The organism is Vibrio mytili (assembly GCF_049563345.1).
GTDB classification, from domain to species: domain Bacteria; phylum Pseudomonadota; class Gammaproteobacteria; order Enterobacterales; family Vibrionaceae; genus Vibrio; species Vibrio mytili.
Window position 1 is genome coordinate 658197 of the sequence record NZ_CP110481.1, and the last position, 26504, is coordinate 684700.

Annotated in this window: 23 protein-coding genes; 18 read left to right on the top strand and 5 right to left on the bottom strand. The window is 45.8% G+C overall.

Going from position 1 to position 26504, the window contains the following annotated elements; translation table 11 throughout:
• Positions 1 to 92: 92 nt before the first annotated feature.
• Together purL and ONE56_RS03020 are read left to right on the top strand one after the other, a co-directional pair.
• On the top strand, positions 93 to 3986 hold the full coding sequence (gene purL, locus ONE56_RS03015; RefSeq protein ID WP_423840216.1) for a phosphoribosylformylglycinamidine synthase: 3894 nt from the start codon (positions 93 to 95) through the stop codon (positions 3984 to 3986).
• 226 nt (positions 3987 to 4212) lie between these two features.
• Complete coding sequence (locus tag ONE56_RS03020) at positions 4213 to 4509, top strand: DUF3622 domain-containing protein (protein WP_041155350.1); 297 nt, start codon at positions 4213 to 4215, stop codon at positions 4507 to 4509.
• A 121-nt stretch (positions 4510 to 4630) separates the two neighbouring features.
• Here the strand turns inward: ONE56_RS03020 and ONE56_RS03025 are convergent, their stop codons facing one another.
• Positions 4631 to 5701 carry a succinylglutamate desuccinylase/aspartoacylase family protein gene (locus ONE56_RS03025; protein WP_041155351.1) on the bottom strand — a complete coding sequence of 357 codons (1071 nt, stop codon included), beginning with the start codon at positions 5699 to 5701 and terminating at the stop codon, positions 4631 to 4633.
• Positions 5702 to 5880: 179 nt separating this feature from the next.
• The gene (locus tag ONE56_RS03030) at positions 5881 to 7353 is read right to left on the bottom strand and encodes an aminoacyl-histidine dipeptidase (RefSeq protein WP_331437864.1); all 1473 of its coding nucleotides are present in this window, start codon (positions 7351 to 7353) and stop codon (positions 5881 to 5883) included.
• Between the two features lie 1057 nt (positions 7354 to 8410).
• Between ONE56_RS03030 and ONE56_RS03035 the strand changes: the two genes are divergently transcribed.
• From ONE56_RS03035 to pgpA, 14 genes are all read left to right on the top strand, one after another.
• A complete protein-coding gene (locus ONE56_RS03035) occupies positions 8411 to 9700 on the top strand; it encodes an NCS2 family permease (RefSeq protein ID WP_331437865.1) in 1290 nt (429 codons plus the stop codon).
• A 264-nt stretch (positions 9701 to 9964) separates the two neighbouring features.
• On the top strand, positions 9965 to 10429 hold the full coding sequence (tet(34), locus tag ONE56_RS03040) for an oxytetracycline resistance phosphoribosyltransferase domain-containing protein Tet(34) (protein WP_041155353.1): 465 nt from the start codon (positions 9965 to 9967) through the stop codon (positions 10427 to 10429).
• 90 nt (positions 10430 to 10519) lie between these two features.
• On the top strand, positions 10520 to 11767 hold the full coding sequence (gene frsA, locus ONE56_RS03045) for an esterase FrsA (RefSeq protein ID WP_331437866.1): 1248 nt from the start codon (positions 10520 to 10522) through the stop codon (positions 11765 to 11767).
• Between the two features lie 239 nt (positions 11768 to 12006).
• Positions 12007 to 12396, top strand: a complete 390-nt coding sequence (crl, locus tag ONE56_RS03050; protein WP_041155355.1) for a sigma factor-binding protein Crl — start codon at positions 12007 to 12009, stop codon at positions 12394 to 12396.
• 143 nt (positions 12397 to 12539) lie between these two features.
• Entirely contained in the window at positions 12540 to 13679 is a 1140-nt protein-coding gene (gene proB / locus ONE56_RS03055; protein WP_041155356.1) for a glutamate 5-kinase, read from the top strand.
• Positions 13680 to 13696: 17 nt separating this feature from the next.
• A complete protein-coding gene (locus ONE56_RS03060; protein ID WP_041155357.1) occupies positions 13697 to 14947 on the top strand; it encodes a glutamate-5-semialdehyde dehydrogenase in 1251 nt (416 codons plus the stop codon).
• Positions 14948 to 15082: 135 nt separating this feature from the next.
• A complete protein-coding gene (gene nrdR / locus ONE56_RS03065; RefSeq protein ID WP_041155358.1) occupies positions 15083 to 15532 on the top strand; it encodes a transcriptional regulator NrdR in 450 nt (149 codons plus the stop codon).
• 21 nt (positions 15533 to 15553) lie between these two features.
• Positions 15554 to 16678 carry a bifunctional diaminohydroxyphosphoribosylaminopyrimidine deaminase/5-amino-6-(5-phosphoribosylamino)uracil reductase RibD gene (ribD, locus tag ONE56_RS03070; protein WP_423840217.1) on the top strand — a complete coding sequence of 375 codons (1125 nt, stop codon included), beginning with the start codon at positions 15554 to 15556 and terminating at the stop codon, positions 16676 to 16678.
• A gap of 12 nt (positions 16679 to 16690) precedes the next feature.
• Complete coding sequence (locus ONE56_RS03075) at positions 16691 to 17344, top strand: riboflavin synthase (RefSeq protein WP_331437869.1); 654 nt, start codon at positions 16691 to 16693, stop codon at positions 17342 to 17344.
• A gap of 74 nt (positions 17345 to 17418) precedes the next feature.
• Complete coding sequence (gene ribBA, locus ONE56_RS03080) at positions 17419 to 18528, top strand: bifunctional 3,4-dihydroxy-2-butanone-4-phosphate synthase/GTP cyclohydrolase II (RefSeq protein ID WP_041155360.1); 1110 nt, start codon at positions 17419 to 17421, stop codon at positions 18526 to 18528.
• A gap of 157 nt (positions 18529 to 18685) precedes the next feature.
• Entirely contained in the window at positions 18686 to 19156 is a 471-nt protein-coding gene (ribE, locus tag ONE56_RS03085; protein WP_005381572.1) for a 6,7-dimethyl-8-ribityllumazine synthase, read from the top strand.
• A complete protein-coding gene (nusB, locus tag ONE56_RS03090; protein ID WP_041155361.1) occupies positions 19156 to 19623 on the top strand; it encodes a transcription antitermination factor NusB in 468 nt (155 codons plus the stop codon). Before ribE ends, nusB begins: the two co-directional genes overlap by 1 nt.
• 65 nt (positions 19624 to 19688) lie before the next feature.
• The gene (thiL, locus tag ONE56_RS03095; protein ID WP_331437890.1) at positions 19689 to 20654 is read left to right on the top strand and encodes a thiamine-phosphate kinase; all 966 of its coding nucleotides are present in this window, start codon (positions 19689 to 19691) and stop codon (positions 20652 to 20654) included.
• Between the two features lie 35 nt (positions 20655 to 20689).
• On the top strand, positions 20690 to 21196 hold the full coding sequence (gene pgpA, locus ONE56_RS03100; protein WP_041155362.1) for a phosphatidylglycerophosphatase A: 507 nt from the start codon (positions 20690 to 20692) through the stop codon (positions 21194 to 21196).
• Positions 21197 to 21282: 86 nt separating this feature from the next.
• On the opposite strand, the gene dxs is transcribed toward pgpA, so the two are convergent.
• From dxs to xseB, 3 genes are read right to left on the bottom strand one after another with little or no spacing between them, the layout of a single operon-like run.
• Complete coding sequence (gene dxs / locus ONE56_RS03105) at positions 21283 to 23148, bottom strand: 1-deoxy-D-xylulose-5-phosphate synthase (RefSeq protein WP_331437870.1); 1866 nt, start codon at positions 23146 to 23148, stop codon at positions 21283 to 21285.
• Between the two features lie 20 nt (positions 23149 to 23168).
• Positions 23169 to 24053 (bottom strand): (2E,6E)-farnesyl diphosphate synthase, encoded by an 885-nt coding sequence (gene ispA / locus ONE56_RS03110; protein WP_041155364.1) that lies wholly within the window; start codon positions 24051 to 24053, stop codon positions 23169 to 23171.
• Positions 24054 to 24074: 21 nt separating this feature from the next.
• Positions 24075 to 24317: an exodeoxyribonuclease VII small subunit gene (gene xseB / locus ONE56_RS03115; protein ID WP_041155365.1), complete on the bottom strand. Its 243-nt coding sequence runs from the start codon at positions 24315 to 24317 to the stop codon at positions 24075 to 24077.
• Between the two features lie 265 nt (positions 24318 to 24582).
• Here xseB and pomA point away from each other — a divergent pair, with 265 nt between their 5' ends.
• Together pomA and ONE56_RS03125 are read left to right on the top strand one after the other, a co-directional pair.
• Positions 24583 to 25344, top strand: coding sequence for a flagellar motor protein PomA (gene pomA, locus ONE56_RS03120; protein ID WP_041155366.1), 762 nt, complete (start codon positions 24583 to 24585; stop codon positions 25342 to 25344).
• Between the two features lie 14 nt (positions 25345 to 25358).
• Positions 25359 to 26324 (top strand): flagellar motor protein MotB, encoded by a 966-nt coding sequence (locus ONE56_RS03125; protein ID WP_041155367.1) that lies wholly within the window; start codon positions 25359 to 25361, stop codon positions 26322 to 26324.
• Positions 26325 to 26504 lie beyond the last annotated feature (180 nt).

Sequence of the window (26504 nt, forward strand, 5' to 3'; positions counted from 1 at the left end):
GCCCTCGAAGAACATACAGTAACCCACTGAATTTATTCCAATATCACCTCAGGTCAATAGACCTCAACCAATTGCATAAGAGACCTAAGCACATGAGAATTTTGCGTGGCTCCCCAGCTCTTTCTGAGTTCCGTGTTAACAAACTACTCGAACTTTGTCGTGAACAAGATCTGCCTGTAACTGGCATATATGCCGAGTTTATGCACTTTGCAGATCTAACCTCTGATCTAGATGACCAAGAGTTAGAAAAACTAGAAAAGTTGCTAACTTACGGCCCAACCATCGAAGAGCACGCGCCTGAAGGTCTTCTACTTCTTGTGACGCCTCGTCCTGGCACTATTTCTCCATGGTCTTCCAAATCGACCGATATTGCGAAAAACTGTGGTCTAAACAAGGTTAAGCGTCTGGAACGTGGTACAGCGTACTATGTCGAGGCGTCATCTGAGTTAACACCAGAGCAAGTTGATGCAGTGAAAGCGCTAATCCATGACCGTATGATGGAAACCGTGTTTACTGAACTGGACGCTGCGTCAGCACTGTTTACCGTCGCAGAGCCTAAGCCTGTCGCGCATATTGATATCTTAGCGGGTGGTCGTCTTGCGCTTGAAGAAGCAAACGTTTCCCTTGGTTTGGCGTTAGCAGACGATGAAATTGATTACTTAGTTGAGAACTTTACTAAGCTTGGTCGTAATCCAAACGACATTGAGCTAATGATGTTTGCTCAGGCAAACTCAGAGCACTGTCGTCATAAGATCTTTAACGCAGATTGGACTATCGATGGCGTAGACCAAGAAAAGTCGCTGTTTAAGATGATCAAAAATACATTTGAAACGACGCCTGATCACGTTCTGTCTGCTTACAAAGATAACGCAGCAGTGATGACAGGTTCTAAAGTCGGTCGTTTCTTCCCAGATCCTAAATCTCGTCAATACACTTATCATCACGAAGATGCACACATCTTGATGAAGGTAGAGACGCACAACCACCCAACGGCAATCTCTCCGTGGCCAGGCGCATCAACGGGTTCTGGCGGTGAAATCCGTGACGAAGGCGCGACAGGTATCGGTGGTAAGCCAAAAGCGGGTCTGGTTGGTTTCACAACCTCTAACTTACGTATTCCTGGTTATGAGCAGCCGTGGGAAACCGACTTTGGTAAGCCGGGACGTATCGTAAACGCATTAGACATCATGCTCGAAGGTCCTCTAGGCGGCGCGGCATTCAACAACGAATTTGGTCGTCCAAACCTACTCGGTTACTTCCGTACCTACGAAGAGAAAGTTACGTCTCACGCGGGTGAAGAAATCCGTGGTTACCATAAGCCAATCATGATTGCTGGTGGTATGGGTAATATTCGTGATGAGCACGTGCAGAAGAAAGAGATCCCAGTGGGTGCGAGCCTAATCGTACTTGGTGGCCCAGCGATGAATATCGGCCTAGGTGGCGGTGCCGCTTCGTCAATGGCGTCTGGCCAATCAGCAGAAGATTTGGACTTTGCTTCAGTACAACGTGAAAACCCAGAAATGGAACGCCGTTGTCAGGAAGTGATCGACCGTTGTTGGCAGCTAGGCGAAGATAACCCTATCGCGTTTATCCACGATGTGGGCGCGGGCGGTATCTCTAATGCACTTCCAGAGCTATGTGACGACGGCGAGCGTGGCGGTAAATTCCAGCTACGTGACGTACCAAATGATGAGTTGAGCATGAGCCCACTTGAGATTTGGTGTAACGAATCTCAGGAGCGTTACGTTCTTGCGGTTGCGCCAGAGCATATGGAAGCATTTGATGCAATTTGTAAGCGTGAACGTGCGCCATATGCGGTCGTCGGTGTGGCAACGGAAGAGCGTCACCTCACGCTAGAAGATTCTCACTTCGACAATACGCCAATCGATATGCCAATGGACATTCTGCTTGGCAAGACTCCGAAGATGCACCGCGATGCTAAAACGCTGAAAGTCGATAGTCCAGCGATTGCACGCGATGGTATCGAAATCAACGAAGCGGCTGACCGCGTTCTTCGTCTACCAACCGTTGCTGAGAAAACATTCTTGATCACCATCGGTGACCGCTCGGTTACAGGCTTGGTTGCTCGCGACCAAATGGTAGGCCCTTGGCAGGTTCCAGTGGCGAACTGTGCGGTAACCGCCGCAAGTTACGACACCTACCACGGTGAAGCGATGTCGATGGGTGAGCGTACTCCAGTCGCTCTACTAGATTTTGGCGCATCAGCTCGTCTGGCGGTTGGTGAGTCTCTAACAAACATTGCTGCGACAGATATCGGTGATATCAAACGCATTAAACTGTCTGCGAACTGGATGTCTCCAGCCGGTCACCCTGGTGAAGATGCAGGTCTTTACGAAGCGGTGAAAGCAGTAGGTGAAGAATTGTGTCCGGCTCTAGGTCTGACTATCCCTGTTGGTAAAGACTCGATGTCGATGAAGACCAAGTGGGAAGAGAACGGTGAGAGCAAAGAAGTGACGTCACCGCTATCGCTGGTTATCACTGCGTTCGGTCGTGTTGAAGACGTGCGTAAAACAGTGACACCTCAGTTGCGTACCGACAAGGGTGAATCTTCACTCGTGCTCGTTGACCTTGGTAACGGTAAAAACCGTTTGGGTGCAACTGCGCTGGCACAGGTTTACAAGCAACTTGGTGACAAACCGGCTGATGTAGACAACGCAGAGCAGCTAAAAGGCTTCTTCGATGCGATGCAAACGCTAGTTCGCGATGACAAGCTAGTGGCTTACCACGATAAAGGTGATGGTGGTTTGTTCGTAACGCTTGCTGAGATGGCATTTGCCGGCCACTGTGGTGTGAAGGCTGACATAGCAGCACTTGGTGACGATGCATTAGCAGCATTATTCAACGAAGAGTTGGGGGCAGTTGTTCAAGTTAAGAACGCAGAACTGGATTCCGTTCTGTCTACACTTGCTGCGAATGGCTTAGAAGCATGTTCACATGTGATTGGAACTGTTGAAGCTTCAGATGACTTCGTTATCACTTCTGGTGATGCTGTTGTACTTGAGCGTTCACGTACAGACCTCCGTGTTATCTGGGCAGAAACCACGCACAAAATGCAGTCACTACGTGATAACCCAGCATGTGTAGACCAAGAATTTGAAGCGAAGAAAGACAATTCAGACCCAGGCCTGAACGTATCGCTAAGTTACGATGTCAACGAAGACATCGCGGCACCATACATTGCAAAAGGCGCGAAGCCTAAGATGGCGATTCTTCGTGAGCAAGGTGTTAACTCTCACGTTGAAATGGCAGCAGCGTTTGACCGTGCGGGCTTTGAAGCAACTGACATTCATATGAGTGACATTCTGACTGGTAAAGCCGTACTGGATGAATACCAAGGTCTAGTGGCTTGTGGTGGTTTCTCTTATGGTGACGTATTAGGCGCTGGTGAAGGTTGGGCGAAGTCCATTCTATTTAACGCGCAAGCTCGTGAGCAATTCCAAGCCTTCTTCAACCGCGAAGAGACGTTCTCTCTTGGTGTGTGTAATGGCTGTCAGATGCTATCGAACCTGAAAGAACTTATCCCTGGTGCAGACCTGTGGCCACGTTTTGTTCGCAACGAATCTGAGCGTTTTGAGGCACGCTTTAGCTTAGTAGAAGTGCAGAAGTCTGACTCTGTGTTCTTCGACGGCATGGCTGGCTCTCGTATGCCTATCGCGGTTTCGCACGGTGAAGGTCGTGTGGAAGTACGTGACGGCGAGCACCTAAGCGCAATCGAAGCGTCAGGTACCGTCGCACTGCGTTACATCGACAATAACGGCAACCCAACGCAGCAGTACCCGAACAACCCGAATGGTTCGCCAAATGCGATCACCGGTCTGACAACCGCTGATGGCCGTGTCACTATTATGATGCCTCACCCAGAGCGTGTATTCCGTACGGTTGCAAACTCTTGGTCTCCAGAAGGCTGGGGTGAAAACGGTGCTTGGATGCGTATGTTCCAAAACGCACGCAAGAACATCGGCTAATTCAGGTTTTCATTGAAGAGCAAAGCGCAGATCGCAAGGTCTGCGCTTTTTTGTTTCGGCTTAGAAAAATTCTTACTTTCAGTCAAAAAAATCGCGCAAAGAGGAATCAATTATGCTCTAATACCGCGCTTACCAAGGGATGGTGTTAAACAGCTCAGCTTAGATGGAGTTATCAAGTTGACCGAATCCCTGATTGATCCCTAAAATCCCTTAGGAAATGAAAGAAATGTCTAAGAATCCAAAATTTGCTATCCGCGTGACTGAAAAACGTAACGGCTGGAGCGCAGAAATCACTCGTCAAGTGACGTCTCGTAAGACTGTTGTATCAAAACGTGAAACAGGCTTTGATAGCGAAGAGAAAGCACAAGCTTGGGCTGAGAAAGAGCTGGCTGGTTTTGTTCAAAATCAAGTCGTTCGTAATGAGCGTAAAGCGGTACAACGTCAAGAGCGTGAAGCAGAGCAACTTGCAGCCAAAGCGCGCAAAGAAGAAGCTCGTCAGGCTCAAGACGCAGACGAAGAGTAAGAGCGAAGCCTGTATTCTTTGAGCTCTGATGCTCGCGAATTTTACGGCTGAGAACAATACTAAAAGTAATAGAGACAAAAATGCCCTGACTAATGTCAGGGCATTTTTTATTGCTGCATTTTTATTGTTGAGAGTCGAAAGGTATTTGTCCCGTGGTCACTTGGTCGATGTCGAACTCGGTTAATTCTTCAATATAGCTCTCGACCGCTTGACCGACTTCTTCGTCCCCTTGATTAAAGTACGCAAGATGGAAAATGGCATCACCCTCGTTCACCAGTGGTAACGTTTGTTGACCAATGACTAAACCACTTTTGGGGGCTTTTAGTTCTAACTCAACGTGACCCAGTGGTGAGCTGATATAGGCTAGGGTGGTATCTTGCTCCACTTTGTCTCCTAGGTTCACGACCGTTCGTAAAATTCCGTTCCCCGAGGCTCGAACCCAACTGGTGGATTTGGCTATGATTGGTTCAGGGTATTTCTTGCGACTTGCACGTAACATACCAACCGCTTGCATTACTCTATGTATCCCTAGTACACCTGCACTGATTGATAGCGGATCGAAACGCAAGGCTTCACCTGCTTCATAGGTCAGAACTGGGATGTCACATTTTTCTGCTTCACTGCGCAACGAGCCATTCCTTAAAGCCGAATCAATAATGACTGGGGTAGCAAACGCTTTCGCTATTCGGAGGGTTTCTGGGTTACTCAGGTTGGCCCTTATTTGCGGCAAGTTGGTGCGGTAAATTGCACCTGTATGAATATCTAAAATATAATTACAACGCTTCGCGATATTGTTAAAAAAACCATAAGCCATACGAGAGGCAAGTGCCCCTTTTTCGCTACCAGGAAAGCATCGATTGAGATCGCGGCGGTCAGGCAAATAACGTGACTTGTGAATGAAACCAAACACGTTGACGATAGGGACGGCGATCACTGTGCCTTTGAGCTTGAGTGGATCAAGTTGGTTGATCAACTGACGAACAATTTCCACCCCGTTGAGTTCATCACCGTGAATGGCAGCGTTAACTAATAATACGGGGCCTTCTTTCTTACCATGAATGATTTCTATTGGAATAGATAAAGGTGAATGCGTATATAGCTGTGCTGCTTCGAATTCGATTTCTAACCTTTGTCCGGGCTGTACTTGATGTCCAAGTAGCTCAAATGCCTTGCTTCTCTTTAACCTAGCCATATATCGTCTCTGTCATAAATGTTATCAATAATGTAACAATAGCTGCCATATCTCACGAATCATTATAGCTAAGGTTACGATAAAAAATTGTTATCATGACCGTAGGCTTACGCTTAGATAGATCAGCGAATACAAAAAAGGAATGCAATGCATCCCTTTTCACATCGATAGCGTATTACTTAGGCTTTTTCTGGAATGGCTTCTAAAAGAGCCACCATCTGATCCCAGAACAACTGCACCGTATCGATTTTGACTTTCTCGTCAGGTGAGTGAGGGAACTTAATGGTAGGGCCGAAAGACACCATATCCATATGTGGATAAGGTTCTTTGAAAAGACCACATTCCAAACCAGCATGAATAACCATAATGTTTGGTTTGTTGCCATAAATCCCTTCGTACATATCACGGAAGATAGCCATGATTTCGGAGTCAGCGTCTGGTTTCCAGCCAGGGTATGCACCAGAGAAAGCAATATGTGCATCAGCAAGTTCTGCAATTGAACGAAGCATCCCCTCGACTTGACTGCGACCTGAATCAATCAAAGAGCGAATAAGACATAAAATAGTAACAGTGTCTTCTGTTGTGGTGATCACGCCGACGTTGAGTGAGGTTTCAACCACACCTTCAACGTCATCGCTCATGCGTATTACGCCATTTGGACAAGCGTTCAGTGCTGAGATAAAGCGTTTTTGGTCAGCGGCAACAAAGACCTTCGAATCGGAATTAATCTCGTCATTAAATGTGACGATATTGGTTTCTACTTTACCTAATTCCGCTTTAAGTAAGTCGGTATAGTGGTCAAAGGTTTCAGCCAGTTTTTCTTGTTTCTCGGCAGGTAATGCAACCGTGACAAACGCTTCGCGCGGTATCGCATTACGTAGGCTACCGCCCCGGAACTCTACCAAGCGTAGATCCAAGTCTTGAGCATGACCTGCTAGAAAACGACCAAGCAATTTGTTGGCATTACCGCGACCAGTATGAATATCGCAGCCTGAGTGACCGCCTTTTAGTCCTTTAAGAGTCAGCTGGCGCGTTACGTATCCTACAGGGATGTCATCACGGGTAATAGAGAAGGTCATGGAGCTATCGACGCCACCTGCGCAACCCATATACACTTCGCCTTCTTGCTCTGAGTCGGTATTGAGAAGAATATCACCTTCTAACCAACCTTCTTCGAGGCCGAATGCGCCTGTCATACCTGCTTCTTCGTCAATAGTCAGTAAGACTTCCAGTGGACCGTGCTTGATACCCTTTGAGGCTAAAACTGCAAGACAAGAGGCCATACCAATACCGTTGTCAGCACCCAAAGTTGTACCCTTCGCCGTTACCCATTCTCCATCAATGTAAGGCTGAATAGGATCGGTGGCGAAATCATGAACGGTGTCTTCATTCTTTTGTGGAACCATGTCGATGTGTGCTTGCAGTACGACACCTTTCTTGTTTTCCATGCCTGGCGTTGCAGGCTTTTTGATGAACACGTTGCCAGTAGGATCGCGACGAACTTCAAACCCTTGCTCGCTAGCCCAGTTAATAATGTATTGAGCGAGTGACTCTTCATGTTTTGATGGGTGAGGGATGGAACAAATTTTATCAAAAAACTGCCAAAGGGGAGCAGGTGATAAGGTACTGATCTCAGAATGGAATTCAGACACGTAAGACTCCTTTTGATGTGCTTTACCAAATATACTCTTAAAAATGCAAACCAAATTAGTAGAAGGTTCTGCATTGTTGAGTTTGGTTTAAATAAGGCTAAGGATACCACCACAGCGCACTAACGAGTAGTTGTCGCGGCGAGCATTTACGACTGAGTAGATTGAAAAGTGTCACAATTTACGTACATAAGTACTATGGAGGTGTACAGTAAGCACCATCGGGTCGTATTGACGCTCTTACTGTATCTATGGTTAAAAGTTTTCTAACTTACAAATTTGTAATTAAATTACATCATTATTTTGATCTTTGTCAGTTTTTGTGATTTTTGTGATATTTGTCACTTAAAGTATTGTAATTAATTTTCTTGATGGTATATTTATAACCAGCTTCTGAGAGAAGAATGAAACGCTCAAAGGATGAGTCCGAACCATCGCCTCCAAGGAACCGAGAAATCAACGACTGTTTTAATTGATTTAGAAGGTGATATTTATGAAAGGTTTACCAAGTACAATGTTCTGGACTAACAAGTCTGTTTACACCAGCAACTTTGTATACCCAACAAGCTTTGGCTACTAAACGCAGTCAACGCATGTGACTTGAACAGTTTGTTCACCCCTATAAATTGGAATTTTTTTTCAGTAGTAGTGCTGACCATGATTCGCCGCCACTCAATTTGAGTGGCGTTTTTTTATCTCTCTCTGTTAGACTGTTTAATTTCCAACCAGTAACTTTCTGTTATCTGATTACTTATCCCATTCATTCTATTTTTCTCTAATTCCAAAGCACTTAATGGTTACCAAAGTACTTTTTTACTTTGAAAGTTTACAACATTGTTCAATCTGTGCACTTCCAGAATCTTCATTTCCGATTAAATTATTCTTTATTTATTAGTGGGTAAGCTAAGTGCTAGCGCGATTTTCTAATGAATAGGTTTCATATTCTGGTAAAAAAAATACGTTAGAGTGAAAATTCTATCTGGAATTTGTTAATTGATGACTTTATAATTTTGCCAATCGATTACGCAACCGTTTACTTTACCTATTATAGGATTCGAACATGCTCGAAAGGCTCTTTAAACTCAGTGAAAATGGCACAAATGTGCGCACTGAGGTCATTGCAGGTATTACTACCTTCCTCACTATGGCATACATCATTTTTGTGAACCCAGCTATTTTGTCTGATACGGGGATGGATCGTGGTGCCGTTTTTGTTGCGACTTGTTTAGCAGCAGCGATTGGCTGTTTCATTATGGGACTAGTGGCAAACTACCCGATCGCACAAGCGCCAGGTATGGGACTGAATGCTTTCTTCACCTACTCGGTAGTATTAGGCATGGGTTACACTTGGCAAGTCGCATTGGCGGCGGTGTTTGTATCCGGCCTGCTTTTTATTGCGCTCAGTATATTTAAAATTCGTGAATGGATTATCAACTCGATACCACACTCACTGCGCACAGGTATCTCGGCCGGTATTGGTCTCTTCCTAGCCTTTATTTCATTAAAAAATGCCGGGATTGTTGTTGATAACCCTGCAACCTTAGTTTCTATGGGGCACATAACATCGTTACCAGCCGTCTTAGCATCAATTGGTTTTTTCTTAACTATTGCGCTGGTTCATCGTGGTGTCAAAGGTGCGGTCATGATCGCGATTCTTGCGATCACTGGTCTAGGCATTGTTTTTGGTGATGTGCAATGGCATGGTTTGATGTCGACACCACCAAGTATTGCGCCTACTTTCTTGCAATTAGATTTTTCTGGCTTGTTTGAAGTTGGCATGATTTCCGTCGTGTTTGCATTTTTGTTTGTTGATTTGTTCGACACAGCTGGCACCTTGGTGGGTGTGTCTCAAAAAGCGGGTCTAACCGACGAAAACGGCAATATTCCTCGCTTGAATAAAGCGCTGCTTGCTGACTCTACAGCCACCTCTGTTGGTGCACTGTTAGGCACTTCAAACACGACATCCTACGTTGAAAGTGTGTCGGGCGTTGCCGCAGGTGGCCGTACTGGTCTCACCGCGGTTGTTGTAGGCGTCTTGTTCATTTTGGCACTGCTATTTTCTCCGCTTGCTGGAATGATCCCAGCTTACGCGACCTCTGGCGCTCTATTCTACGTTGCGATCCTTATGCTGTCTGGATTGGTAAGCATTGATTGGCGCGATCTAACAGAAGCTGCTCCCGTCGTTGTCACGTGTCTGGTTATGCCACTCACGTTCTCTATTGCAGAAGGCATTTCACTTGGTTTCATCGCTTATGCTGCGATCAAACTGTTCAGTGGTAAAGGTCGTGAGGTTTCTGCAAGCGTTTGGGTAATGGCAGCCATCTTCATTATTAAATACCTTGCTGGTTAATCATCTTTAGCAAAAGCCAGTGTGAATCGTGTGTTCGCACTGGCTTTTTTATTTTGACATTGTTCACCGAAATCGATTTTTCTACGCTCTCAACGTCGAATTTTGAGATCACCATTGGTATTAGGAAGGGGTTTCGGTAGAATAATCGTTTGCGCAGCTTGAAATCCCCGTATTGGTTCGTTTGTCGAACGCTAGTGAACGGTTCGCATGAATGCGTTTCGCTAGAATTAGGGATGCATATTTTAAAATAATTAGGTTATTACAATGAGTAAAAAATTCATCATCACTTGGGATGCGATGCAGAGCTATTGCCGTGAACTGGCAGAAAAACAGATGCCAGCTGAGCAATGGAAGGGCATTTGGGCCGTGAGCAGAGGTGGTTTGGTTCCTGGTGCGATTCTAGCTCGTGAGCTGGGTATTCGTTACGTCGATACCATCTGTATCTCTAGCTATGATCATGATCATCAGCACGACATGAGTGTACTTAAAGCGCCTGAGGGTGACGGTGAAGGTTACTTAATCGTTGAAGACCTAGTGGATAGTGGTGACACTGCGCGTAAATTACGTGAAATGTACCCGAAAGCAAAATTGATAGCTGTGTGCGCGAAACCTTCCGGTAAGGATTTGCTTGATGATTACGTGGTCGATATTGCGCAAGACACATGGATTGAACAGCCATGGGATATGTCTATCCAGTTTGCTGAGCCTGTGAATCGCAAGCGTAAATAGTCGCAGTGAAAGAATATTGAGAAATGCCCCTGTTTAGGGGCATTTTTTTTATTATCATGTAAATATTCTAGATAGCCTAAGGCTCAGTATATGTCTGAAGAAATAAGCAAAAACCTTTCCGAAACGTTATTTGTCAAGCACAAGCAAGCGAAAGAAACCTCCGCTCTTACTCAGTACATGCCAACCAGTCAAAAGATTCTTGATGAACGTTTGGAAGTTGGAGATCGCGCATGGTATCGACATTTACGCCGTCTGCAATGGGCATGGCAAGGGGTGTCACCCATTGAAATGGAAGGTGTTCTGTCCAAAATTGCTTCTTCATCTCACTCGAGAACGCACGATGATTGGTTGGATACCGTTATGGGTTACCACAATGGTAACTGGACATTTGAATGGATAAAACTGGGCATGGACCATCAACGCCGTTCGAGTGAGATGAAAGGTGAAGAGGCTGCCGATGAGCTGTTCACTGCCTCGTTGTGTTTTAGCATCGCAGGTTACCCTCACTTGAAGAACGATAACTTAGCGTTGCAGGCCCAAGTCTTAGCAAACAAGGCATATTCTGAGGGCGCAGAAAAAAGTAAATATACGATCAAGCAAATTGAAGTGCCTTACCAAAAACGAAAAATCATGGCGACATTACACTTACCAAGAACGGACAAACAATTGCCTGTTGTGATGGTGAGTGCAGGCTTGGACAGCTTACAAACGGATATGTGGCGCCTGTTTCGCAACCATTTTGCACCGAAAGACATTGCAATGTTGACGGTGGATATGCCGTCCATCGGACACAGTTCTCATTGGCCTTTGACTGAAGATACTAGCTGTTTACACCAAGCCGTGCTTAATGAGCTGTATTCCATTCCTTACGTTGACCACCACAAAGTTGGCTTGATTGGCTTTCGTTTCGGTGGCAATGCCATGGTTAGGCTGTCGTTTGTCGAACAAGAAAAGATCAAAGCGTGTGTCGCAATGGGCGCGCCCGTTCACGACCTATTCACGTCACCGAAGAAACTGCAACAAATGCCTAAGATGTATCTTGATATGTTGGCGTCTAGGATTGGCAAGAGCCCTGTAGATATCAATAGCATGGCTGGCCAGATGATGGCTTGGTCGTTAAAAGTGCAAGGATTCTTGAGTCATCGTAAAACTAAAGTACCCATTTTAGCACTAGGTATGGAGGGCGATCCGGTTTCCCCATACAGCGATAATCAGCTGGTGGCCTTGTTTAGTCATTATGGTAAAGCGAAGAAAATTAGTTCTAAAACAATTACAAAAGGGTATGAGCAATCCCTCGATTTAGCGATTAATTGGCTAGAAGATGAATTATTAAGATGACAACGCACCCAAATTAGTTAACAGTAGTGCATATGAGCAAAAAATAAGCTCTGAAATACTCTTGTAACGTCAAGATGGTTATTCTGCGAGTATGTATTCGCTTTTTGGAATGACGATGATTTGGATACATTGTCATTCTTGGTGAAAAAAGCGGTACCGCGATTTATGACTTCATCTTGAGGTGGCAAGAGTATGAACATAACTATTCTTGGGTGTTTATTATGAAAATGGAGATTCATATGTCACAAACAGCTCAAGGACCGACTCATTTTCGCTTGATGTCAAAGTTAAAAGGGATAGGTCCTTATCTACGCGAGCCTCAATCACAACAAGGGCGCTACTATTTTGATTGCCTTTCGGTTTGTGTAGACGATAAAAAGTCACCAGAAAAACGCGAGTTTTGGGGGTGGTGGATGGATTTAGAATCCATTGACGGTGGTTTTACCGCAAACTACCACATTGGCAAGTACAATAAAGAAGGCCAGTGGGTGTCTGAAACCCTACCAAAGAAAACCGTTGAGGAAGTCTATGCAACGCAAAGCACCTTCCATCAAAAGTTAGTCGATACGTTAGAAGAGCATTTCAAATTAGAAGTTGAATACCATACGGAGTCTTTCGATTTTGCTTAATTTGACTGTTTTATTTTGATATTTGGCTGTTTTCTTTTTATATACAGTAAAAAGGTGCGTTTTCGCACCTTTTCTCTTGTTTAATACCGCTTGGATTGTTAAAACATCCTCTCTTTATATTTGTTTTCACTTCAAAAGACATCATGACAACGAATCAACAAAATGCAGATGTTTCGCAACCTCAAACGGTCGTTGTGAAACTGGGTACAAGTGTGCTGACAGGCGGTACATTGGCGTTAGACCGTGCTCATATGGTTGAGCTGGCACGTCAGTGTGCTGAACTCAAGAAACAAGGCCATTCCATCGTAATGGTTTCGTCTGGTGCTATCGCAGCAGGGCGTGAGCACCTTGGATACCCCGCACTGCCCAACGAGATGGCGAGCAAACAGTTGCTGGCTGCTGTGGGACAAAGTTGCTTGATTCAAACATGGGAGTCTTTATTTGCCATTTATGGGATTAAGATCGGCCAAATGCTGCTTACGCGTGCTGACTTGGAAGATCGTGAACGCTTTTTGAATGCTCGCGATACCGTCAATGCACTGGTCGCAAACGACATTATTCCAATCGTGAATGAAAACGATGCCGTGGCAACCAGTGAAATCAAAGTAGGCGACAACGACAACTTATCGGCACTCGTGGGCATTTTATGTGGTGCGGATAAGTTACTGCTTCTTACTGATCAGAAAGGGTTATTTACCGCGGATCCACGCAAAGACCCTAATGCTGAGTTGATCAAAGAAGTAAAAACCATTGATGATACATTGCGTAAAATCGCAGGTGGTAGTGGAACAACACTAGGTACTGGTGGTATGGCAACCAAGCTCCAAGCTGCTGATATTGCGCGTCGAGCGGGGATTGAGGTCATTATCGCAGCGGGCAGCGCACCAAACGTTATTTTTGATTCATTGAGCGCAGAGCCACAAGGCACCCGTTTCTTACCGTGTGCAGAATCATTGGAAAACCGCAAGCGTTGGATCTTAGCGGGCCCAGCGGCTTCTGGTGATATTATTATTGATGATGGTGCAGTTAAGGCTGTTGTGGAAAAGGGCAGCAGCCTATTGGCCAAAGGAGTAACTAAAGTGAGTGGTGACTTTGCTCGTGGTGAAGTTGTGCGAGTGACAAACACACACGGTAAGTTAGTCGCACGTGGTATCAGTGCCTATTCCAATGACGACCTAACCAAAATTGCGGGTAAGCACAGTAAAGATATTATCTCTATTTTAGGCCATGATTATGGCTCTGAAGTCATTCATAGAGATGACCTTGTCGTCATTCAAGAATAGAAATTAAGGGAAGCAACGTGGATTTAACGTACATGGGAAAAGCTGCCAAAGACGCAGCATTTGAACTGGCGACAGCGTCAACAGCACAGAAAAACCAAGCACTTGCCATCATCGCGGATGAGCTAGAAGCAAACTCAGCAGCCATTTTGGCTGCGAACGCGAAGGACATCGATCTTGGACGTGAAGCAGGTTTAACCGAAGCTTTACTTGACCGATTGCTTCTAAACGAGGAGCGACTCACAGGTATTGCCAATGATGTTCGTAATGTCATCAGCCTGAGCGACCCGGTTGGCAGTGAAATTGACAGTAAAGTATTAGAAAACGGCATGTCGCTATCACGACGTCGCGTACCACTGGGTGTGGTTGGCGTGATTTACGAAGCGCGTCCGAACGTGACAATTGATATCGCTGCTTTGTGTCTGAAAACCGGCAACGCCAGTATCTTGCGCGGGGGGAAAGAAACGTTCTTCTCGAATATGGAGTTGGTTAAAGTTATCCAGTCAGCGTTAGCAAAAGCGAACCTGCCAGCTGCCTCAGTTCAATACATTGAAAAGCCAGACCGTGAATTGGTGTCTCAACTGCTTAAACTCGATGACTATGTGGATATGATTATTCCTCGTGGTGGCGCTGGTTTGCATAAAATGTGCAAAGAGAACAGTACCATTCCCGTTATTATCGGTGGTTTTGGTATCAGTCACATCTTTGTCGATGAATCTGCCGATCTAGCAAAATCGTTGAACGTAGTTGAAAACTCAAAAGTTCAACGTCCTTCAGCCTGTAATTCGCTCGATACATTGCTAGTACATGAAAACATTGCCGCAGACTTCCTACCTATGTTGGTCGAACGCCTAAATGACAAAGTCACTTTTGTTGCAGAAACAAAGGCGAAAGCTTTGATGGTGGATGCTAAACAAATTCGTGAAGCGGGCGAAGGAGACTTCGATACTGAATGGCTGAGTTTCACGTTAGGTGTGAAAGTGGTGTCGGACGTAAAAGATGCGATTGACCATATGCGCGTACACAACGCCAGTCACTCTGATGCGATCATGACTAACAGTCTTGAAAATTCTGAGTTGTTTATAAACTCTGTCGGCTCTGCAGCGGTTTACGTTAACGCAGCAACACGATTTACCGACGGTGCGCAATTTGGTCTAGGTGCTGAAGTCGCTGTATCGACACAAAAACTGCACGCGCGTGGGCCTATGGGCCTAGAAGAGCTAACCAGTTATAAATGGGTGGGGAAAGCCAACTATTTAGCACGGAGTTAGCCACTTTAGTACGAAGTTAACAAAAACAATCTCATATTGAATGAAAAAGGGGCGTCAGTGCCCCTTTTTGTTTTCTCTAAGTTATCAATTCCGCTACACTATTGATGCTTTTTAAGCGGTTTATTTGGAGGTGATATGCATTGTCCTTTTTGTTCCGAGAACGAAACAAAAGTAATAGATTCCCGACTGGTTGCAGATGGTCACCAGGTCCGTCGTCGACGTCAGTGTCTCGCATGCAGTGAGCGCTTTACGACATTCGAAACAGCTGAACTGGTCATGCCTAAAGTGATCAAATCAAATGGCAACCGTGAACCGTTCGATGAAGATAAAATGGTAGGCGGTATCCAGCGCGCTCTAGAAAAACGTCCTGTGAGTGCCGACGCCATTGAATTAGCGATCAGTATGATTAAATCGCAACTTCGTGCTACGGGTGAGCGTGAAGTTCCAAGTGACATGATTGGTAACTTAGTCATGGATCAGCTCAAAGAGTTGGACAAAGTGGCTTATATCCGTTTTGCATCGGTCTATCGCAGCTTCGAAGATATTCGAGAGTTTGGTGAAGAGATCGCCCGCCTTGAAGATTAAACCTTGAGAACCAAATAAAGCATGACTCAACACACTCCTCAGACAGAATATTATCCTCAAGATTTTGCGATGATGTCACGTGCGATTACGTTAGCGAAACAAGGCATGTATACGACCGCACCAAATCCTAACGTCGGATGCGTTATTGTCCGTGACGAACAGATTGTGGGCGAAGGTTATCACTACCGTGCGGGAGAGCCTCATGCTGAAGTGCACGCTTTGCGTATGGCTGGTGACAAAGCTCAAGGTGCGACGGCGTATGTGACACTGGAGCCCTGTTCTCATTATGGTCGTACGCCACCTTGCGCAGAAGGGCTCATTAACGCCAAAGTAGCCCGTGTGGTATGTGCAATGCAAGATCCCAACCCTAGAGTCTCGGGTCGCGGTATTCAAATGCTACGTGATGCAGGCATTGACGTCCAAGTCGGTTTACTTGAGATCGATGCGCTTATGCTTAACAGGGGCTTCATTAAGTTCATGCAAACCGATATGCCATTCGTTCAACTAAAAATGGCGGCAAGCATAGATGGGCAAAGCGCTCTAAGCAATGGTCAGAGCCAGTGGATTACCTCCTCGCAAGCTCGCCAAGATGTACAACGATTTCGCGCTATGAGTGGTGGAGTCTTGTCGACCAGTAAGACGGTCATTGATGATGATGCCTCGTTAAATGTTAGATGGAATGATTTACCCGCGAGTGTAAAATCTCAGTATGCTGCGGAAGATGTGCGTCAACCGAGTCGAGTGATATTAGATCGACAACATCAACTTAAACCGGATCTCAAATTGTTCAACAGCGCCGGGGAGCGTATCCTTGTTAGTAGCGAGGGTGATATCGCACCGCAATTGGACAATGCTGGACAAATTGATCTTGCGGCAACATTAAAAAGAGTCGCAAACAAGTATCAAATTAACCATCTGTGGGTTGAAGCGGGCGCGACACTCGCCAGTGCACTGATTCACGCTAACCTTGTGGATGAATTGGTGGTTTATCTTGCTCCTAAGTTAATGGGCAGTGATGGCCGAGGTCTCATTGGCGCGCTTGGACTTACCGACATGGCAGAGGTCATTGACTTGGACGTTACCGATGTGCGCATGATCGGGCCGGATATTCGTATCACTGCCTCCATTGCGCGCAAAGAACTTTAGAAAAGAAGCACTATGTTTACAGGAATTGTTGAAGCAGTAGGTAAACTTACTGCGATTACCCCAAAAGGTGAAGACATCACCGTAACGGTAGAAACGGGGACGTTGGATATGTCTGACGTTAAGCTCGGTGACAGTATTGCGACCAACGGTGTGTGTTTAACGGTCATCGACTTTGGTCCCAACTACTACAGTGCCGATTTGTCGTTAGAAACACTGAAAATGACGGGTTTTGCACAATATCAGGTAGGGGAGAAGGTTAACCTAGAAAAAGCCATGTTACCGACGACACGTTTTGGTGGTCATATCGTATCTGGACACGTCGATGGCGTTGGTGAAATTATTGAACGCAATCAGGTTGGGCGTGCGATAGAGTTTTGGGTTGCGATGCCAGCAGAAATTAGCAAGTACGTTGCAGGAAAAGGCTCGATAACGGTGGATGGCATTAGCTTGACCGTGAACGATCTGCGCAAGAATGCGTTTAAGCTCACCATTGTGCCTCACACGAGTGAAGAGACAACGATCGATCAATTCCAAGTGGGTCGTAAAGTGAACTTAGAAGTGGATGTGCTCGCTCGCTATATGGAGCGATTGCTTCAAGGACAGCAAGAAGAAAAATCAGAATCGCGTATCACTATGGAATTCTTGCAGAAAAACGGGTTTGCTTAAACCGCTCAACATGTTGGGATCCTACTCAGTCACGACCAGTGTGTAATAATAAATTTAAAAACGGGAAACAGAATATGCCAATCAGTACACCACAAGAAATTATTGACGATATTCGCTTAGGTAAAATGGTCATCTTGATGGATGATGAAGACCGAGAGAATGAAGGTGACTTGATCATGGCTGCCGAGCATATTACGCCGGAAGCGATCAACTTTATGGCGACCCATGGGCGAGGTTTGATCTGCCTGACCATGTCCAAAGAGCGTTGTGAAAAACTGGGTTTGCCACCGATGGTGCAAGACAACAATGCTCAGTACACCACGAATTTTACTGTATCGATTGAGGCTGCTGAAGGCGTGACAACGGGTATCTCTGCTGCTGACCGAGCTCGCACTGTCCAAGCGGCTGTTGCTCCGGATGCCAAAGCGGCGGATTTGGTTCAACCTGGCCATATCTTCCCATTAGCAGCACAAGAGGGTGGAGTATTAACACGCGCGGGCCATACGGAAGCCGGGTGTGACTTAGCTCGTCTAGCTGGCTTTGAGCCCGCTTCTGTAATCGTCGAAATTTTAAACGATGATGGCAGTATGGCTCGTCGACCAGATCTCGAAGTCTTTGCTGAAAAGCACGGTATTAAATTGGGTACGATTGCCGATTTAATCGAATACCGAAATAACACTGAAACGACCATTGAGCGAGTGGCTGAATGTAAGTTACCGACTGAGTTTGGTGAGTTTAACTTGGTTACGTACAAAGATACGATCGATAATCAAGTGCACTATGCAATGTGCCGCGGCGACCTCAAAGGCGATGCGCCGCTGGTACGTGTCCATCTCCAAGATGTATTTACTGACTTATTGCGCAGTGACCGTAACGCAGAGCGCAGTTGGACGCTGGACAAAGCAATGAAACGTATTGGTGAAGAAGGTGGGGTGTTAGTGGTACTTGGGCATGAAGACTCCACTGAACTGCTGATCCATCGCGTCAAAATGTTTGAAGCGCAAGACAAAGGAGAGGCTCCAACTCTTGCTAAAAAGCAGGGAACGTCGCGTCGGGTTGGGGTTGGCTCTCAGATTCTTGCTGATCTTGGCGTGAATGATATGCGTTTGCTCTCGTCGACCAATAAGAAATACCACGCCTTAGGTGGTTTTGGTCTGAACGTCGTTGAGTACGTTTGCGAATAAGCGTTGAGCGTAAAGTTTTTAGTCTTTATGTCGTTCATGCCGTAAAGGGTTAGGGACGCTAATTTCTATTAGATATTGCTCACAAATTTGTGCTAGAATCCGGCGATTCTCACTTGAAGAAAATATTTCACTTATAAATAGAGTTAAAGGAAAGCTTATGAAAGTGATCGAGGGTGGCTTCCCAGCGCCAAATGCAAAAATTGCTATCGTTATTTCTCGTTTCAATAGTTTTATTAACGAAAGCCTACTTTCTGGTGCGATCGATACACTAAAACGTCACGGACAAGTAAGCGAAGACAACATTACTGTTGTACGTTGCCCAGGTGCCGTCGAGCTGCCTCTTGTTGCTCAACGTGTTGCTAAAACTGGCAAATTTGATGCGATTGTATCTTTGGGTTCAGTTATTCGCGGCGGTACGCCTCACTTTGACTATGTTTGTAGTGAAATGAATAAAGGTCTAGCGCAAGTGTCTATGGAATTCAGTATTCCAGTTGCATTTGGTGTTTTGACTGTTGATACGATCGATCAAGCGATTGAACGCGCAGGAACCAAGGCTGGTAATAAAGGTGCGGAGGCTGCACTAAGCGCACTTGAAATGATTAATGTACTATCTGAAATTGATTCCTAATGGGGGCCAGTGTGAAACCAGCCGCACGTCGTAATGCACGTCAATTCGCTCTACAAGCGATCTATTCATGGCAAATTACCAAAGAGAATGTTGCCACGATCGAACAACAGTTTTTGTCTGGTGACAAATACGATGAAGAAGATCTTCACGCATCAGAACCAGCGCTTACTGCGCCAGAAACTGACGTAGAGTATTTTCGTGAACTACTAGGCGGTGTTGTTCTTAGCCACGCTGAACTAGATAGTAAAATCCGTCCATATACTTCCCGTCCGATGCAGGACCTAGATATGATGGAACTCGCCCTTCTTCGTCTTGCTATGTACGAGATGACGCGTCGCGAAGATGTTCCTTACAAAGTTGTTATCAATGAAGCGATTGAACTTGCAAAAGTATTTGCAGCTGAAGATAGCCACAAGTTTGTAAATGGTGTGCTTGATAAAGCCGCACCTCACGTTCGCAAGAAATAACAAATTCTTTTATAAAAAGGTCAGCATACGCTGACCTTTTTTATGTCAATAAGATAGATGTCATGATGTCTGGTGAATTTAACCTGATTGAGAAGTATTTTGTTGGTCGTCAAAACCAACGCAAAGATGTTCACCTAGCCGGAGGGGATGACTGTGCTCTGGTCAAAGCCCCAGCGAATGTTCAGATAGCAATTAGCACTGATACATTAGTGGCTGGTACTCATTTTCTACCGCACGCCAACCCTGCTTGGGTTGCCCACAAAGCATTGGCTTCGAACATTAGTGATTTGGCTGCCATGGGGGCGACGCCTGCTTGGGTCAGTTTTGCTTTAACAATGCCGGAGCCTGATGAAGCGTGGTTAGCGCCTTTTTGTGATGCCTTTTTTGCGCTCGCCGATTATTTTGGTATCCAGTTAATTGGTGGCGATACGACGAAAGGCCCGTTGAGCTTAACACTCACGGTGCAAGGCTTTGTCGCAGAAGGAAAAGCACTGCAACGATCCGGCGCAAATGTGGGGGATTGGGTGTATGTGACAGGAAATCTGGGTGATGCGAAAGCGGGGTTAGATGTTATTCTTGATGACGCACTGCGTCACCGAGTTGGGGCTGAAGCGTTAGAAAAAGCTCATTACCTTAGTACGCCTCGAGTATTGGCTGGACAGGCATTAGTTGGTCTTGCATCATCAGCGATAGATATCTCAGATGGACTTATTTCTGATATAAAGCATATTTTGCAACGCTCGCAAGTTGGTGTCAGTATTGATGTCTCGCAATTGCCTATCTCTTCGGAGCTTGCTCAGTTTTTAGATGATAAGGTGAGTGCGCAGCAATACGCTTTATCCAGCGGTGAAGAGTATGAGTTGTGTTTTACGGTCTCGGAACAAAATCGTGGATCACTACAAAGTGCACTGTCTCATATTGGGTGTAAAGTCACCTGCATCGGTCAAATTAGGCCGAATGGTACGTTTGAGCTGCATGATAATCATCAACCTCTCGATTGGGACCTGAGTGGTTTTGACCACTTCCAGTAACATCGAAGCCAAACCCGTAGAATAGGTTTAACAATATGACGAACCCTCTTTATCTGCTTTCATTAAAAAATCCATGGCATTTATTGGCCACCGGCTTTGGTAGTGGTTTATCGCCACTCATTCCGGGAACCATGGGCACGTTAGCGGCGGTTCCTTTCTTTTTACTCTTGGCGCAGTTGCCTTTTGCTGCGTATGTGGTTGTCGTTCTGATCTCATGTGTTGTTGGCATTAAGATCTGCCAGGTGACGTCTGATGATATGGGCGTCCATGACCACGGTTCGATTGTGTGGGATGAGTTCGCTGGTTTTTGGATCACCATGGGTATTGTTCCTGCGCTGAATATCCCTATCACTGAGTGGAAGTGGTTACTTACAGGATTTATCTTGTTTCGCTTTTTCGACATGGTGAAGCCTTGGCCGATTGGATGGTTGGATAAGCGAATTCATGGTGGGTTAGGGATCATGGTTGATGATATCGTCGCAGGTATTATGGCTGGCGTTGTCCTGTATTTGGTCGCCCACTATGCTGGCTGGATGAAATAGCTCTCTTCAGGTTGGCATCATGCGAGCAATAACGAATACAAAAAAGGGATGCTGACGCATCCCTTGTTTATATTTTATCGGTGTTTTTACTTGTTCAAGTAATCTGTGATAGCCGCTTCGATTCCTTTCGCATCTAGGCCAAGCTCTTCGTGCAGCTCTTCTTGTGTGCCTTGAGGAATAAAGGCGTCTGGTAAACCGAGGTTGAGTACTGGCATGATGATTTTATCTTTCATCATGAACTCCACCACGCCAGCACCTGCACCGCCAGCAACGACGTTTTCTTCTAACGTGATAAGCACATCATGCTCCGCAGCCAGCTGACGAATAAGGGCTTCGTCCAGTGGTTTGACAAAACGCATGTCTGCCACGGTCGCATTGAGTTTTTCTGCCGCTTCTAACGCGTTAGCTAAGAACGTACCAAAGTTTAGAATGGCGACTTTTTTGCCTTCACGTAAGATTCGACCTTTACCGATTTCAAGTGCAGAAAATTCGTTGTTAACCTCTGTCCCCATGCCACTGCCGCGTGGGTAACGCACGGCACTTGGCCCGGTATGTTTGTGGCCTGTGTAGAGCATCTGACGGCACTCGTTTTCGTCACTTGGCGCCATGATCACCATGTTTGGAATGCAGCGCATAAAGCTCAAGTCAAAGGCACCTTGGTGCGTTTGACCGTCTGCACCAACAAGTCCTGCTCGATCTATTGCGAACATCACTGGTAAGTTCATAATTGCAATGTCATGGATTAACTGATCGTAGCCACGCTGCAAGAACGTTGAGTAGATAGCGACGATCGGGTGGTTACCCGCAATCGCCATGCCGGTGGCGAGTGTCACTGCATGTTGCTCTGCAATAGCAACATCAAAGTATTGCTCTGGGTATTCTTTTGAAAATCGAACCATGCCAGATCCTTCGCGCATGGCGGGCGTGATAGCCATCAGTTTAGGATCTTGAGAGGCCATATCACATAAGAAATCACCAAAGATTTTTGAAAAGGTCGGCTTGCCACCGCTGCTCTTTGGAAGGCAGTTATGGCTTGGATCAAATTTCGGTACACCATGATAACCAATAGGATCTTTCTCTGCTGGCTCATAACCTTTGCCTTTTTTAGTCATGATATGCAGAAATTGTGGACCTTTCAGTTCACGCATATTTTTCAGCGTTTTGACCAGTTCATTCACATCGTGTCCATCAATTGGGCCAATGTAATTGAAACCGAACTCTTCAAACAGAGTGCCTGGCACCACCATGCCTTTAAGGTGCTCTTCCGTACGACGTACCAACTCTTTGATTGGCGGTACGCCCGAGAGCACTTTTTTGCCCCCTTCACGAATGGAAGTATAAAGGCTGCCTGACAGGACTTTGGCTAAATGATTGTTCAGCGCGCCAACGTTTTCTGAAATCGACATTTCGTTGTCGTTTAAGATCACCAACATGTCAGGATGAATGTCACCAGCATGGTTCATCGCTTCAAAAGCCATGCCCGCGGTAATTGCGCCATCGCCGATCACACTGACAACCTTGCGGCCTTTTCCTTCTTGTTGTGCACTAATGGCCATACCAAGTCCAGCACTGATCGACGTAGAAGAGTGACCAACGGAGAGCGTGTCATATTCACTTTCTTCACGCCAAGGGAAGGGGTGTAACCCATCTTTTTGGCGGATGGTCGGCATCTTATCACGCCGTCCGGTTAGGATTTTATGTGGATAAGCCTGATGACCCACATCCCAGATCAATTGGTCAATTGGTGTGTTATAAACGTAATGCAGAGCGACCGTTAACTCTACGGTGCCTAAGCCAGACGCTAAGTGTCCGCTAGACTGGCTAACTGAATTTAGCAGATACGTTCGAAGCTCATCACACAGCGTTGGTAATGTTTCTTTTGGAAGTAGACGCAACTCTTCCGGAGTATTTGCTAAGGCCAGCGTTGGGTATTTTGAAATATCAAGAGTCATATAATTGCGCGCTTATAGTGTTAGTTCTTGCGCTCGATGACATATCGGGCGAACTCTTCTAGTAACTGGGTATTGTATGGGATAGCTTCCAATGCTTGAAGTGCTTCCTGCAGTAGAGTGTGAGCTTTCTCAATCGCTCCATCTAAACCCAGTAAAGATGGGTAAGTGCTTTTGTTCAACTCAAGGTCTGAACCTTGCGGCTTACCTAGTGTTTCTGTGTCACTAATGATATCAAGAATGTCGTCTTGAACCTGAAACGCTAAACCAATTGCTTTTGAGTAGCGTTCTAGCTGAGGTAAAACCTCAAGGCCTTTTTCACCAGCGGCGAGGGCTCCGAGTTTGACGGCGCAGTCGATCAGAGCGCCTGTTTTTTTGCGATGGATTTCTTCCATCTCGTGCAAAGATATTTGACGGTTTTCCGCAGCTAAATCGAGCGCTTGTCCAACACACATGCCATTGGCGCCAGAGGCGTCCGCTAAAGCTTTGATCATTTTGATTCGCTGAGGTTCAGCGTATGAACTCAGTTTGCCATCGGCAATGATTGTAAACGCGAGCGTTTGCAGGGCATCACCAGTCAGTATAGCCGTCGCTTCGTCAAACTTAATATGACACGTTAACTGACCTCGTCGCAGCTCGTCATCATCCATTGCAGGCAGATCATCATGGATGAGCGAGTAGGCGTGAATGCATTCGATAGCAGCAGCTGGGGTATCTAAATCTTCCGCCTCACAACCAAGCATTTGACCTGTGATGTAAACGAGATAAGGGCGAACGCGCTTACCGCCTAACAAAAGCCCATACTTCATTGCTTGAATCAATGGCTGCTCTTGATATGGGAGCTGTTCTAACCATAAATTCAATTGATGATTGTTTCTTTGTTGAAAAGACGTCAATGTCTGTTGCATCACATTGCTCACTACTGATTGTTACTCTGAATCTGGGGTGAAGTCACTTAACGGCGCCTCGTCATCTTCACTAAGTAGAATGCTGACACGTTGTTCCGCATCGCTTAACTTGGTTTGACCTGCTCGTGCGAGAGCAATGCCACGTTCAAACTTACGTAGGGCATCATCGAGGGCAAGATCCCCGTTCTCTAATTGTTCTACGACGCTATCGAGCTCTTCAATGGTTGCTTCGAAGGTCATGTTTTCAGGTTTCTTGACCGCCATCTCTTCTCTGCCTTAAATTCGCCTTTTATAGGATGCACGAAAGTTACCCTAGCCTAGTAACTTGGTCAAATTTAACCTCATAAAATTGTCACAAAATTGGCTCTAAATACCCGAGAAAGGCGAATAGTGAGAAATTAGAGAAGTGTGTCTGATCGTATTTGTGATCGGTTTACTAAGTTTTTCCTAAAAATTCTGTGTTTGTGGCCGATACAGTTGATAATTCGTCTTAAGTGGCAATATTGGATTTTAGCGTGAGGAGTGCTTTGTGGATTTAGCAACCCTATTAGGTTTGATTGGTGGTTTTGCCTTTGTCATCATGGCGATGATATTAGGCGGTAGCATTGGTATGTTTGTTGATGTGACCTCAATCCTTATTGTTGTAGGTGGCTCAACCTTTGTCGTGTTAATGAAGTTTACGATAGGGCAGTTCTTTGGTGCGACAAAAATCGCAGGTAAAGCTTTTATGTTTAAGTCGGACGAACCTGAAGATTTGATTGCTAAAATTGTCGAAATGGCTGACGCCGCACGTAAAGGTGGTTTTCTTGCATTAGAGGAAATGGAAATCACCAATAACTTTATGCAAAAGGGCATTGATCTGTTAGTTGATGGGCATGACGCCGACGTTGTGCGCGCCGCTTTGCAAAAAGATATCGCTCTCACGGATGAACGACACACGCAAGGAACGGGGGTTTTCCGCGCATTTGGTGACGTTGCTCCAGCGATGGGAATGATTGGTACCCTAGTTGGTTTGGTGGCAATGTTGTCGAATATGGACGATCCAAAATCGATAGGTCCTGCAATGGCTGTTGCGCTGTTAACCACGTTATATGGTGCGATTTTGTCGAATATGGTGTTCTTTCCTATTGCTGATAAATTGTCTCTGCGCCGGGATCAAGAGACGCTTAATCGCCGCTTGATTATGGACGGTGTTTTGGCCATTCAGGATGGTCAAAACCCACGTGTGATTGATAGTTATCTCAAAAACTACCTCAATGAGGGTAAACGTGCACTGGAAATTGATGAGTAGCCGGGAGAGTTAAAATGGATGATGAAGACAACAAATGTGATTGTCCGCCGCCTGGTCTCCCGCTGTGGATGGGCACGTTTGCTGACCTAATGTCACTGTTGATGTGTTTCTTTGTTTTGTTGCTGTCATTTTCAGAGATGGATGTCCTTAAGTTCAAGCAGATCGCGGGATCGATGAAATTCGCGTTTGGTGTGCAAAACCAACTTGAAGTGAAGGATATCCCCAAAGGCACCAGCATTATCGCGCAAGAATTTAGACCGGGAAGACCTGAGCCGACACCCATCGATGTCATCATGCAGCAGACTATGGACATCACCCAACAAACGTTGGAGTTTCATGAAGGGGAGTCCGATCGTGCTGGTGGTACCCAGCGAGATGAAGGGAAACTCACTGGAGGTCAGTCACCTGATACGTCTACCCGCAATAATCAGTCTTCAGAATCGGATAGGCAACAGCAGCAGTCCGAAACATCATCTCAGTCTCAGGAAGCGTCACAAGAGATGGAAACCTTGATGGAAAGCATCAAGAAGGCTTTGGAACGAGAGATTGAGCAAGGCGCCATTGAAGTAGAAAACCTAGGGCAACAGATAGTGATTCGTATGCGTGAGAAAGGCGCCTTTCCGGAAGGTTCTGCGTTTTTACAGCCTAAATTTCGTCCTCTCGTTAGGCAGATAGCGGAGTTAGTCAAAGACGTTCCTGGTATTATTCGTATCTCTGGTCATACAGACAATCGGCCACTAGACTCGGAGCTCTACCGTTCTAACTGGGATCTTTCTTCTCAACGAGCGGTATCCGTCGCTCAAGAGATGGAGAAGGTCAGAGGTTTTTCACATCAGCGTTTACGTGTGCGAGGGATGGCGGACACTGAACCTCTGTTACCTAACGACTCAGACGAGAACCGTGCGTTAAACCGACGTGTGGAAATCAGTATCATGCAAGGTGAACCGCTCTATAGCGATGAAGTGCCTGTAATTCAGTGAGTAAGCGGCTTTTACTCGTGGTGTACATTTATTAAGCGAGCAAACTGCTCGCTTTTTTTGTCTTTCCAACCCGCTTGGGTGTATAATCTTGCGCCCTAAAAGTGAGCTCATCACATCGTATGGATCTGAGTATCCATTTCGCGTGTGCTTCGATTGATATAATATCGTTTTGTGAGTTCA

What these genes read in the sequence shown, in the direction of transcription:
- purL (WP_423840216.1), top strand. Translation starts at nt 93, where the DNA reads ATGAGAATTTTGCGTGGCTCCCCAGCTCTTTCTGAGTTCCGTGTTAAC.
- ONE56_RS03020 (WP_041155350.1), top strand. Translation starts at nt 4,213, where the DNA reads ATGTCTAAGAATCCAAAATTTGCTATCCGCGTGACTGAAAAACGTAAC.
- ONE56_RS03025 (WP_041155351.1), bottom strand. Translation starts at nt 5,701, where the DNA reads ATGGCTAGGTTAAAGAGAAGCAAGGCATTTGAGCTACTTGGACATCAA.
- ONE56_RS03035 (WP_331437865.1), top strand. Translation starts at nt 8,411, where the DNA reads ATGCTCGAAAGGCTCTTTAAACTCAGTGAAAATGGCACAAATGTGCGC.
- frsA (WP_331437866.1), top strand. Translation starts at nt 10,520, where the DNA reads ATGTCTGAAGAAATAAGCAAAAACCTTTCCGAAACGTTATTTGTCAAG.
- crl (WP_041155355.1), top strand. Translation starts at nt 12,007, where the DNA reads ATGTCACAAACAGCTCAAGGACCGACTCATTTTCGCTTGATGTCAAAG.
- proB (WP_041155356.1), top strand. Translation starts at nt 12,540, where the DNA reads ATGACAACGAATCAACAAAATGCAGATGTTTCGCAACCTCAAACGGTC.
- nrdR (WP_041155358.1), top strand. Translation starts at nt 15,083, where the DNA reads ATGCATTGTCCTTTTTGTTCCGAGAACGAAACAAAAGTAATAGATTCC.
- ribD (WP_423840217.1), top strand. Translation starts at nt 15,554, where the DNA reads ATGACTCAACACACTCCTCAGACAGAATATTATCCTCAAGATTTTGCG.
- ONE56_RS03075 (WP_331437869.1), top strand. Translation starts at nt 16,691, where the DNA reads ATGTTTACAGGAATTGTTGAAGCAGTAGGTAAACTTACTGCGATTACC.
- ribBA (WP_041155360.1), top strand. Translation starts at nt 17,419, where the DNA reads ATGCCAATCAGTACACCACAAGAAATTATTGACGATATTCGCTTAGGT.
- ribE (WP_005381572.1), top strand. Translation starts at nt 18,686, where the DNA reads ATGAAAGTGATCGAGGGTGGCTTCCCAGCGCCAAATGCAAAAATTGCT.
- nusB (WP_041155361.1), top strand. Translation starts at nt 19,156, where the DNA reads ATGGGGGCCAGTGTGAAACCAGCCGCACGTCGTAATGCACGTCAATTC.
- thiL (WP_331437890.1), top strand. Translation starts at nt 19,689, where the DNA reads ATGTCTGGTGAATTTAACCTGATTGAGAAGTATTTTGTTGGTCGTCAA.
- pgpA (WP_041155362.1), top strand. Translation starts at nt 20,690, where the DNA reads ATGACGAACCCTCTTTATCTGCTTTCATTAAAAAATCCATGGCATTTA.
- dxs (WP_331437870.1), bottom strand. Translation starts at nt 23,148, where the DNA reads ATGACTCTTGATATTTCAAAATACCCAACGCTGGCCTTAGCAAATACT.
- ispA (WP_041155364.1), bottom strand. Translation starts at nt 24,053, where the DNA reads ATGCAACAGACATTGACGTCTTTTCAACAAAGAAACAATCATCAATTG.
- xseB (WP_041155365.1), bottom strand. Translation starts at nt 24,317, where the DNA reads ATGGCGGTCAAGAAACCTGAAAACATGACCTTCGAAGCAACCATTGAA.
- ONE56_RS03125 (WP_041155367.1), top strand. Translation starts at nt 25,359, where the DNA reads ATGGATGATGAAGACAACAAATGTGATTGTCCGCCGCCTGGTCTCCCG.